The sequence below is a fragment of the Thermoflexibacter ruber genome, from assembly GCF_900113045.1.
In the GTDB taxonomy this organism is placed as follows: Bacteria; Bacteroidota; Bacteroidia; order Cytophagales; family Thermoflexibacteraceae; genus Thermoflexibacter; species Thermoflexibacter ruber.
This window is the reverse complement of sequence record NZ_FONY01000035.1, coordinates 24,622-37,026: the sequence shown is the minus strand read 5'-3', so window position 1 is coordinate 37,026 and position 12,405 is coordinate 24,622. Positions and strand designations below refer to the sequence as shown.

The window sequence follows — 12,405 nt, the reverse complement described above, 5'->3', positions numbered from 1 at the left end:
TATCTTTGCCAAAAACAGAAATTGTCAATGAAAAATCTATGTGCTATTTTCCTCATCGGACTTTGCTTGGCTTGTAGCGAAAGCCAAGAAAGCAGAAAAAGCAATGCTAAGGTAGAAAATAAAGCAACAAAACAAGTAGAAAAAAAAGAAGTAAACCTGCAAGACATACTTTTGGACAACCAAAACGTAACAGAAGTTTTGACCAAATACGGTGAGCAGAACCCTGAAACAGTAGTACTTATCAGTACTCGCTTAGGAGATATTAAAGTAAAGCTTTACAAAGAAACCCCTTTGCACCGTGCTAATTTTATTCGGTTAGCTAAAAAGAAATACTTTGACGGAACGGTATTCCACAGAGTTATCCAAGATTTCATAGTGCAAGGGGGAGGCTTTGATACACCACGCCCCTCAGTAGGCAAATATACTATTCCTTCGGAAATAAAACCTGAGTTTATCCACAAAAGAGGGGCATTAGCTATGGCGCGTGAGTACGAAAATAATCCTGAAAAACGCTCCGCTTTTCACGATTTTTACATAGTACAGACTAAAAAAATGACCTTACCCGAACTACAAGCCTCTGCGAAGGAACATAAAATCAAATTGACTCCTTTACAAATCAACACCTACACTACACTTGGAGGCGCACCTCACTTAGACAATCAGCATACAGTTTTTGGAGAGGTGGTTGCAGGCATGGACGTAGTGGACAGAATTGCAGCCGTCAAAACGGATAAAGGCGGGTGGCCTATTGAGGATGTTGTAATTAAAATGACAGTCATAGAGTAGTTTATTTAAAATAGTTTGTTTACTTTTGGTTGTTTTTTTCCCCTTTACGGTTGTTCTATAGACAATCCATTTTGCATTAGATTTCATTCACTAAACACGCTAATACAATGATAAACTTATTCAAAACCAAACAAATCAAAGAAGCCATAGATGCTCGCCCTGAGAATACGCAAGAGATAATCAATGGCTCTGAGTACGCAATTTGCATTACCAATGCTACAGGACATTTTGTTTTTGTAAATGATAACTACTGCCAAGTTTATGGGTATGACAGAGAGGAACTAATCGGCAATCATTTTAGCATGGTAGTACCAGAAAATACTAAGGCTATTTTGAATCAACTGCATGACGAGTACATTGAAAAGCAAAAGGAAATTTCCAATATTTGGGAAGTAATCAATAAAAAAGGAGAATTAATGAAAATCAATGTAGATGCACGTTTTACTAATCAAATTGATAATCAGCCTCATAAGATTACTTTTGTAGAAAAAATGTAGGAATCAATTTGAAAATAACAAGCTATAAAAATTACAAAAGCTACCCCTGACAGAGGTAGCTTTTATTGATTTGTTCTAATTGCCGCTCTTTTTGAGATTAGTGCTTTTCAGAGTTGTTATACCAAGCGAGTTCTAACTTACGCTGTCTGAGCAGACTCGAGTTAGGTTTTCCTTTGATATTCACCCATTTGAGAATCTCCTCCTCTATGGGTTCTCCATTCTTAATTTTCTTATAGAGCGTGCTTTTTTGCAACTTAGTTGTTCCAAAGGCATAGCAAAAATGCGTCATTGCCTTTAATTGATTCCCTTTCAGTCTAAGATTCTTTTTTACCCAATCTTTGTAGTATTCCATATCGCTATGGAGCAAGGAATCCGCCTGAGCTTCTGTAATTCCCTTTTTGAGATATTCCTCTCCTTTGGTAATTACGTGACCGTACCCTACGCTGAGATGTCCTCCCGGACAGGTGTACGGCTGAAGCTGTAAACTTTCCCGACGCTTCACCATACTTAGTACACTATCCCAAGTAACGATAGAGTTTGTTTTTAATGAAGCGACTTGTAAGCGTGCATCTTCTTCTTTGAATCTCTGCTCTGCCATATTATGCTCACTCACTAATTTTGCACTTACTTGGCTATCAATAGGGGGCATAATACCTGCTTCATTTGGATTACTACTACCTAATCTTACTGAAGAAAAGAGAGATAAGATGCTTGTAATCAAAAACTTCCGCATAAATTTTTACTTTTGTTTCAAAATCGAGGTGCAAAGTTAAGGCAAATTTTGGAATTATCAAATAGCAAGTAAATACTTTATTTTCAATTACTTATAATTATAAAAGTAATATTTTTCGTATAAAATATTGCTTTTATACAATTTTTACTTGAAAAAGTTATATTTTTTTACCTAAATCTCCTTTTCTCATACCATTTTGAATTTTGATTTAATTATTGAACAAATTTTATATTATTGATTTTATAAAAATTTGATTATCAACAATATATATTTTTTGATGTTTTCTACTTTTAAGATTAGATACCACTTAGAGTAGAGATAAATATTTAACAATTATTTAATATTGGAAATGTAATAATTCTAAAAAAATAGGCGGCCAAGGAGCGTTTGCAAGTGTCCATTTTTTTTTATAAAGACGTATTTTTTCCCAATTACTTTTTAATTTGCACCACAATAGCTAATCACTACGAATTACCACAGTCCAATAAACACGCTTACAACCATATCAACTTTACCATTTTACTTATTATATTTTTGATAACCAAATGAGTAGCATACTAAACTTAGTCAAACAAAAAATAGGGAAACCTTACGAAGACCTTGAGTTTTTATTGGAATGTTTTAGAGAAGTATTATTGGAGAGTAACGCTCCTGAGTTAGCAAAACTACTGCCTTGGATAAATCCTGCTCCTGAGCATATCCAATTTCGCAAAAGAGATATTCAACTTTATTCTATTGCTTTTCAGTTTCTTAACTTAGTGGAAATCAATGCTGCCGTTCAAGAACGTAGAAGGCAAGAAGAAGAACATAGCCTTAGTGCGGTGAACGGTTTGTGGGCGCAAAACCTATTGAAGCTCAAAGATGCAGGACTTTCCCAAGAGCAAATCGTGAGTTTATTGGGCAATATGCGCATTGAGCCTGTGCTGACGGCACACCCCACAGAGGCAAAGCGAACTACTGTGTTAGAACATCAAAGGGAACTTTACTTGCTTTTGGTAAAGCGAGAAAACCAAATGTACACCCAAGCAGAACAAGAGGAAATTCGCAGAGAAATCAAACTTTGCATAGAAAGGCTTTGGCGCACAGGGGAAATTTTCTTAGAAAAACCTGACGTAATGTCTGAGTTAAGGGGAATTTTGTACTACTTGATGAACGTGTTTCCAGAAGTGATACCTATTTTAGACAGAAAGTTGGTACAAGCATGGAAAAGTATTGGTTTTGATGAGGAGTTGCTGAAGAACTCTAATGTTTACCCAAAAATTACCTTTGGAAATTGGGTAGGAGGCGACAGGGACGGACACCCCTTAGTAACCGCAGAAGTTACCAAAGACACCCTCCGACTGCTCCGTTTTGATGCCTTAGTGGTAATCAGAAGGCAACTCTCGAAATTAGTAAAAGAACTAAGTTTTTCTTACGTTTACGAAAAAGCGACAGAAAAAATGCGTTTGCGTATCAAGGAAATGATAGCAGAATTAGGCGAGGAGGGAGAACAGGCTTTTGCAAGAAATCATGGCGAAGTTTTTCGTCAATATGTAAACTTGATGATGGCAAAGCTGCCCATAGACGTAAAAAGGGAACACGCTACTGAACTCAAAGACGAAGCAGGGAAATATAGGTACGCCAAAGAACTATTGGCTGATTTATTCCTTTTGCAAGAAAGTCTAATTACTTATGGGTCAAAATCAATAGCTTATGCAGAAGTACATGACACCATTCGCCTTGTGCAGACTTTTGGTTTCCGCTTAGCACGCTTGGATATTCGCCAAAACAGTCGTTTCCATGACTTAGCGATTGCACAATTAATGAAAGCCGCTTCCCAAGACGGAGATGCGTTCTTGGAATGGAGTGAGCAGGAAAGAATTGCTTTTTTTAATCAAGAACTCCAATCGCAGCGTCCTTTTACTCACCCCAATATGTCTTTGGAAAAAGAAGCCCAAGCCGTAACCGATGTCTATAAAGTGCTTTCCGAGCATATCCAAAAGTACGGTCATTATGGTATTGGTTCGCTAATCGTCAGCATGACGCGCAACGTAGCTGATTTATTGGCGGTCTATATTTTTGTAAGAGAAGCAGGTTTGCTGCACGAGGAAGCAGGAGAGCTGGCTTGTCCCTTGCACGTAGTTCCACTTTTTGAAACCATAGAGGACTTGCAAAGAAGCAAGGAAATCATGGAAGTATTTTTGAATCACCCTTTTACAAAGCGTAGTTTAGCTTATCAGCAACAAATCAATGGTTATACCAGACCTCTCCAACAAATCATGGTGGGCTACAGCGATAGCAATAAAGACGGTGGCATTTTAGCAAGTGCCATTGCCCTTTACAAAGCACAGCAAGAATTGGTGGGAGTGGGAAAAAAATACGGCATAGACATTCAGTTTTTCCATGGGAAGGGTGGTACTATTAGTCGTGGAGCAGGTCCTACGCATTGGTTCTTGCAGGCACTGCCTTTTGGTTCTATCAATGGAAATATTCGCCTAACAGAACAAGGCGAAACCATTGCTCAGAAATACGCCAATAAGATGAATGCAGTGTATAATCTGGAACTTTTGGTAAGTGGGGCTACCTGCCAAAGTATCTTACATCATTTTGTAAAAGAAGAACCTTATCCCTTTTTAAGTACGTTGGAAAGATTGGCAGAAGAAAGCAAGAAATTTTACACAGACTTGGTACATGATGCTGATTTTATCCAATTTTTTAGCGAGGCAACGCCCATAGATGCCATAGAAGAAAGCAAAATAGGCTCTCGTCCTGCTCGCCGTACAGGGAAGCGTTCTTTGGCAGACTTACGAGCTATCCCTTGGGTATTTAGCTGGAGTCAAACTCGTTATCACTTAACAAGTTGGTATGGCGTAGGTTATGCCTTAGAAAAACTTATGAAAGAAAATACAGCATCATTCGAGGAGCTAAAAAAATCCGTAAAATCTGATGTATTTGTACGGTATATTCTGACCAATGTAGATACAAGCCTTGCCGCTACCGACGAGGAGATAATGAACAATTACGCTCAGTTAGTAAAAAGTAAAGCCGTAAGAGAAAAAATTTGGCAGAGTATTGTCAATGAACTTAGACGTACTAAAGAGATGCTTACGCTACTTTTAGGCAGACCTTTGGAGGAACGTCGCACCAATCATTACTACTCTAACCTGCTCAGAGCGAGTGCTATGGAAGAGCTACACTATAATCAAATAGAAATGCTTAAATTGTGGCGTTGGCAGAAAGCAGAAGGACTGAGTAAAGACGCTGAGAATACGCTTTTAGGAGTTTTGCTGACTATCAACGGCATTGCAGGGGCTTTGAGGCATACAGGATAAAATCAAGTTTTAAGTATATGGAAAATATCAAACTTACGCAATACAGTCATGGAGCAGGGTGTGGTTGTAAAATTTCTCCGCAGATTTTAGATAAGATTTTGCAAAGTAATACTCACTATCCTGCCCCACCTCAACTTTTGGTAGGCAATGCAACTAAGGACGATGCGGCTGTGTACGAATTGGATAGTGAGAATTGCATCATTAGCACTACGGACTTTTTCATGCCTATTGTAGATGATGCCTACAATTTTGGACGCATCGCCTCTGCCAATGCTATCAGCGATGTGTACGCAATGGGAGGTACGCCTATTATGGCGATTGCGATTTTGGGCTGGACTATAGACAAACTCCCCCCTGAACTTGCTGGCAGAGTATTAGAAGGAAGTCGTTTTACTTGCCAAGAAGCGGGGATTCCTTTGGCGGGTGGGCATAGCATAGACTGCCCAGAACCGATTTATGGCTTAGCAGTTACAGGAATAGTCCCTAAAGCAAACCTAAAACGCAACGATACGGCTACAGAAAACTGCTTACTTTACCTAACTAAACCTCTTGGAGTAGGAATTTTAAGCACTGCCCAGAAAAAAGGTATTTTAAAACCTGAGCATGAGCATATCGCTCCTGAGCAAATGATGAAACTCAACAAGATAGGGGCAGACTTAGGAAAAATCTCCGCAGTAAAAGCCTTGACTGATGTAACAGGATTTGGTTTGTTAGGACATCTGCGAGAAATGTGCGAGGGGAGCGGGGTCAGTGCTGAAATTGATTTTCAAGCCGTGCCTAAGCTACCTTTCATAGAGGAATACTTAGCAAAGCAATGTGTTCCCGGCGGTACAAATCGCAATTGGAGTAGTTACGGGCATTTGATTCACTTTGAAAATGAAGCAAATGCCAGCTATCAAAAGCAGATTTTGGCAGACCCCCAAACAAGTGGAGGCTTGCTCATCGCAGTTTTATCAGAAGGAGAAAAGGAATTGCAAGCTGTTTTCCAAAAACATGGCTTAGACTTAAAACCTATTGGAAAAACAGTAGCTAAAAATGAAAAACTAATCTTGGTCAAATAAAATGCTGGTAAGCATACTCTTGGCGGTTAGAAATGAGGAGAAAAATATCAAATCCTGCTTAGATGCTTTGTCTATGCAGGATTTTCCTTTGGGAGTGTGGGAGGTATGGATAGGGAACGATAGGTCGGAAGACTGTAGTAAAGAAATTATCTTGGACTTTATCAAAGACAAACCGCATTTTAAACTCATTGATATTCAAGACAATTTAGGGCAGGCTCGTTATAAAGGTAATGTCATTGCTCATTTAGCTCACTATGCGCAAGGAGATTATTTCCTTATTACCGATGCCGATATGTATGTGCCTCCTACTTGGATTAGGGGAATGGTCAAAGGTTTTCAACAAGGCAAAAAAATAGGAGTAGTTACAGGATTTAGCCTTGTGAGAGGCAAGTCTTTGATAGCAAAATTGGACGGAGTAGATTGGGTGCAGAATGTAGGATTGATGAATATAGCCTCTATGCTCAAAATACCGACTAACGCTATGGGCAACAATATGGCAGTAAGCAAAAAAGCCTATTGGGAAATGGGAGGAATTGAAAATCAGCCTTATATGGTTTGTGAGGACCTGATTATGTTTAAAGGAATCTTAGCCAAAGGCTGGGATTTTGTGCATTTACATTCCAAAGAAATAGTAGGCATAAGCCAGCCCCAAGCAAACTTTTGCCAACTCCTACAACAGCGACAAAGATGGCTTGATGGTGCTTTGCGCTTGCCTTGGTATTTGCTTATTCCCTTGCTGACCAATGGCTTATTTTTATTTGTTCTTCTTTCATTACTTTTTGTTGTGGACTGGAAAATATCTGTAGGAGTTTGGCTGTTGCGTTTTTTATTGCACAGCTTGACTATTACATTTTTTGCCCAAAAAATACATCAAACTTGGGTAGTGAAATACTTATTGTCTTACGAAATTTTCATTACTTTCTTCAATCCCTTAGTTTTTGCCTATTATCTATTCCCCGCAGCTATGGAATGGAAAGGAAAAAAGGAATAGAACATCTATTGTTCTTTCTCTGCTTTTATTCTTTCTTCTATTTTTACTTTTACAGCCCTTAAAATGCTGACTATCTGGAAAATATCATCTTGAGTAGCAGTATAGGCATCGCTTACCGCATATTCGTTGCCATACAAGACCACAAAAAACCAAAATCTACCCATGACATAACAACCATACACAGGCATATCATTTTCATTTTGTACCTGTGCTACCAACATTGCAGTAATTAATTGGGCTATGGGGTCATTGTTTCCCTTCTGCTCTTGCTTGTACTCATGAATAAAGAAAAAAGGTTTTTTAGGGGCAGCCTCTCCCTTTGCCAATACCAAATCCACAATACCGTTCATCTTAATTCCCTTCACTTCCGCAGAAATAGGACGTTGAGTAAAAATTTTGTAATATGGACTTCTTAGATTCACTACTGTTAGAAAAGGACTCAGAAAGAAAAACTTTAACTCATCTTCATTCCAATATTCAGCATTGATTTGTAGTTCTGATTTCAAGGCTTCTATCTGTGATTTTTCCAACTCCGAAACAGGATAATTCGCTTTTAGCCATTCTGCCAAAGGTGCAAAATTTACATCGTAGATACGTTTAAGCCCAAAGGTATCTATGACTTCATCTATTCTCCACTTTTCAAAAGTTTTTACCATGCCTATTTGTTATTTTTTCTATACAAATATACAAAAAAGTGTGCAAAAAAGGAGATAAGAGTAGGAACTCAGTTGCTTTTTTAATTGCAAAAGTTCTAAAACTTCGTTTACACCTGACAGGTTTCGCGCAACCTGTCAGGTGTAAAAAACAAACTTTTCCCTGCAAACATAGCAAAAAAAAAAAAACAAAAAACCTTTATTATATACCCCCGATTTTCCCAATCGGAAAGGTAACTGATTTGAAAAATCAGTGCTACTAAATCTGTCAGGTTTTTCCCAGACCTGACAGATTTTTGGACAGCCTTGTTTTTGGAAAGTTTGATACTTTAAAAATGATTCCATCCTTGAGCGGTAATAGGCACTTTTTGTCCGCCAGAAGTAATGAGGTTTACCGACCTGTCCTCTGTCATGTAGCCTATGAAGGAAATCTCATCGTGGTTTTTGATTTTCTCGTAGTCTTTCTGCTGGATAGTGAAAAGCAACTCGTAATCTTCTCCTCCGTTCATGGCACACACAGAAGGCACGAGTTTGAACTCATCTATAGCTACCTCGTATGTTTCTCTATCTATGGGAATTTTGTCCTCATAGAGCATTACCCCAACCCCTGACTGCGTAGCAATATGCAATACTTCAGAAGCAAGTCCATCGGAAATATCAATCATAGCCGTTGGCTTTACTTGCAACTCAGCAAGTTCATAGATAATGTCTGTACGTGCCTTGGGTTTCAGTTGCCTTCCCACCGTATAAGCACGTTCTTCTAATTTAGGTTGCATCTTGGGATTGGCTAAAAACTCTGCTTTTTCTCTTTGTAAGATTTGTAAACCAATGTATGCCCCGCCCAAATCTCCTGTAACGCACAAAATATCTCCGCTTTTAGCACCACTGCGATAAACTACCTGCTCAGGTGCTACTTTGCCAATAGCAGTAATAGAGATAACCAATCCGCTCATAGAAGAAGTAACATCGCCTCCGACCAAATCTACCTTGTAATCTTGGCAAGCCGCAAAAATTCCTTGATAGAGTGCATCTACGGCTTCTACGGAAAAGCGGTTGCTAATAGCCAAACTTATGGTTATCTGCTCCGCTATGCCATTCATTGCCGCAATATCAGACACATTGACAGCTACTGCCTTATAGCCCAAGTGTTGTAAAGGATGGAAAGAAAGGTCAAAATGTATATGCTCTACCAGCATATCCGTAGAGATGAGTTGGTAGAAATCAGAAGAAGTCTGTATGACGGCGGCATCATCTCCTATGCCCTTCAAAGAGGTCTGATTGAGCAAGTTGGTGTTTGCTTTGATTCGGTCTATCAAGCCAAATTCTCCTAATTGGGAAAGTTCTGTACGTGGCATTTCTTGAATATTTATACTCAAACCCTAAAAGTTGATAAAACCTTTAGGGTTGAGAACTTTGATTATAAAATGGTTAAAATTTTTGCAAACTAATTTTTGATCATTCATTTGCCATGACAAAAGTAAGAAGATTTTGTAGGCTATTCAATTTATTGCTTTAAATAGTCCCCCCCTTACACCTCTATCATTTTCCAAGTGCCTCGTCTGAACAAGACCAAAGCGGCAATCGCTATGCCTGTTTCTGCGATGAGTACTGCCCAAAAAACGCCATTTTCTTTGAAAGAAAGCACATCAGCCATGAAATATGCCAAAGGAATTTGGAAAAACCAGAAGCCAAACAAATTAACCCAAGTAGGCGTTTTTGTATCTCCTGCCCCATTAAAAGAACTCGTCATGACCATGCCCACCCCATAAAATATGTAACCCAAACTCATAATTTTCAAGGCACGCGTAGCCACTTGCTGAACGGCAAGGTCGTTGTTCATAAAGCCTATAATAAAATCTGCGCCAAAGAAAAATAGTAAAGATACAAAAAGCATAAAAATCGCATTGTATTTTGCTGTTCTCCATACCGATTCTTCAGCACGCTCAGGTTGTTTTGCCCCTAAGTTTTGTCCTACCAAAGTCGCCGCCGCATTGCTCATGCCCCAAGCAGGAAGGATAAAAAACATCACTACGCGAATCGCTACGGTATAGCCTGCAATCGCCGCACTACCAAAAGTAGCGGTGATGCGCGTCATGAAAATCCAACTCGCCGAGCCAATGAGGAACTGCAAAGTACCCGTCCAAGCAATGTCAAAAAGTGCTTTGATAATTTCCCAATCAGGTTTGAAGTGATGCCACTGAATTTTGATAATGCTTTTTCCTCTGAATAAATGATATAATTGATAAAGTACTCCAACCCCTCGCCCGATGGTCGTCGCCATAGCCGCACCCAGCAAGCCAAAAGCAGGAATAATATCTCCTATGCCATAAATAAGGGTAGGGCATAAAATAATATTGCATACATTGGCAATCCAAAGAGAGTGCATCGCCATGGAGGCATCGCCAGCTCCTCTAAAAATCCCATTAATCAAAAATAGCAACATCACCACAATATTTGCCCCAAAGATTAATCGCATATAAGGAGTACCCACTGTTACAATTTCCTGATTTGCACCCATAAGCACAAAAATATCAGAGGCAAAAATAATCCCTATGATGCCAATAATTACGGAGAAAAAAGCAGAAATCAAAATAGCTTGCGCCCCTGTTTTGGCGGCGGCTTCGGGATTTTTCTCTCCTATTCTGCGAGCTACCATTGCCGTAGCTGCCATACTTAGCCCGATGGCAATAGAATATACCAAAGTCAAAACTGATTCAGTTAGCCCTACCGTAGAAGTTGCTTCCTTGCCCAATCTTCCCACAAAGAAAATATCCACCAAAGCAAAAACGGATTCCATGCACATTTCTAAAATCATAGGGATTGCCAATAAAAAGATTGCTTTATTAATATTGCCCTTAGTATAGTCTTGATGCTCGCTACCTGTAAGTGCTTCTTTTAAAAATGAAAAAATAGAACGAATGTTAAATGTAGATTTCGTTTGGTTTGTCGACATAAAAATAAAGTTTAAGTTTAAGTTAAGCGCAACTATGCAATGGCTCTCTGATGAAAATGCACACAGATATTCCTTTTGCATACTTACAAGCAATAGGTTACATAGATGAAGTATTTAATTAAATAAGTGTCAAAGACTTATCAGAAAAAAATACCGACAAAAGAGAGATTTTTAAGATTCTCTATTTAGAAAAGCAAAAAATGAATACAAGTATTAAAACTCGTAATAAGGTGAAGTAAAAGATGTAAACTCTGGGAAGGCGAGCTACAAGGTGCGTAAAACATTCATGATTTCGTAGAAGTTTATTATTGCTTCGCAAAGTTAGATAAAAAAGTTCAGAAAGAATAAAAAATGTGTAGTTATTTTTTTACGGCAACTGATATTTTTGGAAAAATGCCCAAATCAAATCATTGGCAGAAATAGCCTTAGAGGGAACATCTGCTGATACTCTGCTGTGCAAACCTCCTGCCCAAGAATGTCCTCCATCTTCTGTAAGATATACTTCTATGGTACTGTTAGCAAGGCAGTTTTCCCATATTATATGTGTATATTGTGCAAAAACATTGATTTTTTTGCTTTGTGCTGGGCATTGATTATTCCTTAGCCACGTATCTATTCCTGCCTCCACAGGAGGGAAGTAATAGCCAAATATTCCTATACCTCCCTGATAAGGTACTTTCTCATCTAATTTGGAGTGAATATGCAAAATAGGTACAGCTCTTGAAGGATTGCACGGCTTTACTGTTACCATAGAGCAGGCAACAGGAGCGATTGCTGCTATTTTATGAGATAGTTCACAAGCCAATCTATAAGACATCATGCCTCCATTAGACATGCCCGTAGCATATACTTTTTTCGGATTGATTTTAGGATATTTTTTTAGTAGTTCATCTATCAAAAGACTGATATATTTTACATCATCTATTTGTTTTTCTACCGCATAGTCGCAGCAAGTACCTGCATTCCAAGTTCTTACCCCCAATATCCCACTGCTTTGGACTCTTTCGGGATAAACAATTACAAACTTGCTGCTATTGGCTTTTTCAGTCAGCAAATAATCGCTTTCCATCTGTGTAGCTTTCCCTCCTGCACCGTGCATAGCAATTACTAAGGCAAAGTCAGTAGCCTCATCGTAATTGGGGGGAAGATTGAGTAAATAAGTGCGTTGAATACCATCTACCAACAAGCTACCTTCTACTCTCTGCTCAGTCTTAGGAGAAATAGCTGAGTCTTCTTTACAGGAAAAAGCAATAAATATGAAGAAAAGCAAAATGAATAATACTTTAATCTTTGTTAGTTTTTTCATCTCTATCATTTTTTAGTGTGAGTAGTAAATTGAAATTTTCTATTAGAGGCAGTTGGCTTCTCAAAGTTTAAAAGGAATTTCTCATTTCATATAAAATTTTTTCTATGTTATCGG

The 12,405-nt window shown here is 38.6% G+C and carries 10 protein-coding genes; 5 read left to right on the top strand and 5 right to left on the bottom strand.

The features are described 5' to 3' along the window. Positions 1–27 precede the first annotated feature (27 nt). Both BM141_RS17155 and BM141_RS17150 read left to right on the top strand, forming a co-directional pair. Positions 28–786, top strand: a complete 759-nt coding sequence (locus BM141_RS17155) for a peptidylprolyl isomerase (protein ID WP_091548697.1) — start codon at positions 28–30, stop codon at positions 784–786. Positions 787–893: 107 nt separating this feature from the next. Next, on the top strand, positions 894–1,283 hold the full coding sequence (locus BM141_RS17150; protein WP_091548696.1) for a PAS domain-containing protein: 390 nt from the start codon (positions 894–896) through the stop codon (positions 1,281–1,283). 97 nt (positions 1,284–1,380) lie between these two features. On the opposite strand, the gene BM141_RS17145 is transcribed toward BM141_RS17150, so the two are convergent. Continuing rightward, the gene (locus tag BM141_RS17145; RefSeq protein ID WP_091548695.1) at positions 1,381–2,016 is read right to left on the bottom strand and encodes a lysozyme; all 636 of its coding nucleotides are present in this window, start codon (positions 2,014–2,016) and stop codon (positions 1,381–1,383) included. A gap of 545 nt (positions 2,017–2,561) precedes the next feature. Between BM141_RS17145 and BM141_RS17140 the strand changes: the two genes are divergently transcribed. Genes BM141_RS17140 through BM141_RS17130 form a run of 3 tightly spaced genes read left to right on the top strand, consistent with a single transcriptional unit; the run spans position 2,562 to position 7,379 of the window. Continuing rightward, positions 2,562–5,327, top strand: a complete 2,766-nt coding sequence (locus BM141_RS17140) for a phosphoenolpyruvate carboxylase (protein ID WP_091548694.1) — start codon at positions 2,562–2,564, stop codon at positions 5,325–5,327. Positions 5,328–5,344: 17 nt separating this feature from the next. After that, a complete protein-coding gene (gene selD, locus BM141_RS17135; RefSeq protein ID WP_091548693.1) occupies positions 5,345–6,388 on the top strand; it encodes a selenide, water dikinase SelD in 1,044 nt (347 codons plus the stop codon). Between the two features lies 1 nt (position 6,389). Then, the gene (locus BM141_RS17130; protein ID WP_091548692.1) at positions 6,390–7,379 is read left to right on the top strand and encodes a glycosyltransferase; all 990 of its coding nucleotides are present in this window, start codon (positions 6,390–6,392) and stop codon (positions 7,377–7,379) included. Between the two features lie 5 nt (positions 7,380–7,384). Here the strand turns inward: BM141_RS17130 and BM141_RS17125 are convergent, their stop codons facing one another. The 4 genes from BM141_RS17125 to BM141_RS17110 form a co-directional block, all read right to left on the bottom strand. Further along, positions 7,385–8,035 carry a hypothetical protein gene (locus tag BM141_RS17125; protein WP_091548691.1) on the bottom strand — a complete coding sequence of 217 codons (651 nt, stop codon included), beginning with the start codon at positions 8,033–8,035 and terminating at the stop codon, positions 7,385–7,387. Between the two features lie 326 nt (positions 8,036–8,361). Continuing rightward, positions 8,362–9,387, bottom strand: coding sequence for a thiamine-phosphate kinase (thiL, locus tag BM141_RS17120; protein WP_091548690.1), 1,026 nt, complete (start codon positions 9,385–9,387; stop codon positions 8,362–8,364). A 173-nt stretch (positions 9,388–9,560) separates the two neighbouring features. Further along, positions 9,561–10,985: an MATE family efflux transporter gene (locus BM141_RS17115; RefSeq protein WP_091548689.1), complete on the bottom strand. Its 1,425-nt coding sequence runs from the start codon at positions 10,983–10,985 to the stop codon at positions 9,561–9,563. A gap of 367 nt (positions 10,986–11,352) precedes the next feature. Beyond that, complete coding sequence (locus BM141_RS17110) at positions 11,353–12,291, bottom strand: CE1 family esterase (RefSeq protein WP_177217430.1); 939 nt, start codon at positions 12,289–12,291, stop codon at positions 11,353–11,355. Positions 12,292–12,405 lie beyond the last annotated feature (114 nt).

Bases quoted from the DNA above. Each gene is read 5' to 3' on its own strand.
- BM141_RS17130 (WP_091548692.1), top strand. From the start codon at position 6,390: ATGCTGGTAAGCATACTCTTGGCGGTTAGAAATGAGGAGAAAAATATC.
- BM141_RS17115 (WP_091548689.1), bottom strand. From the start codon at position 10,985: ATGTCGACAAACCAAACGAAATCTACATTTAACATTCGTTCTATTTTT.
- BM141_RS17110 (WP_177217430.1), bottom strand. From the start codon at position 12,291: ATGAAAAAACTAACAAAGATTAAAGTATTATTCATTTTGCTTTTCTTC.
- BM141_RS17125 (WP_091548691.1), bottom strand. From the start codon at position 8,035: ATGGTAAAAACTTTTGAAAAGTGGAGAATAGATGAAGTCATAGATACC.
- thiL (WP_091548690.1), bottom strand. From the start codon at position 9,387: ATGCCACGTACAGAACTTTCCCAATTAGGAGAATTTGGCTTGATAGAC.
- BM141_RS17145 (WP_091548695.1), bottom strand. From the start codon at position 2,016: ATGCGGAAGTTTTTGATTACAAGCATCTTATCTCTCTTTTCTTCAGTA.
- BM141_RS17155 (WP_091548697.1), top strand. From the start codon at position 28: ATGAAAAATCTATGTGCTATTTTCCTCATCGGACTTTGCTTGGCTTGT.
- BM141_RS17150 (WP_091548696.1), top strand. From the start codon at position 894: ATGATAAACTTATTCAAAACCAAACAAATCAAAGAAGCCATAGATGCT.
- selD (WP_091548693.1), top strand. From the start codon at position 5,345: ATGGAAAATATCAAACTTACGCAATACAGTCATGGAGCAGGGTGTGGT.
- BM141_RS17140 (WP_091548694.1), top strand. From the start codon at position 2,562: ATGAGTAGCATACTAAACTTAGTCAAACAAAAAATAGGGAAACCTTAC.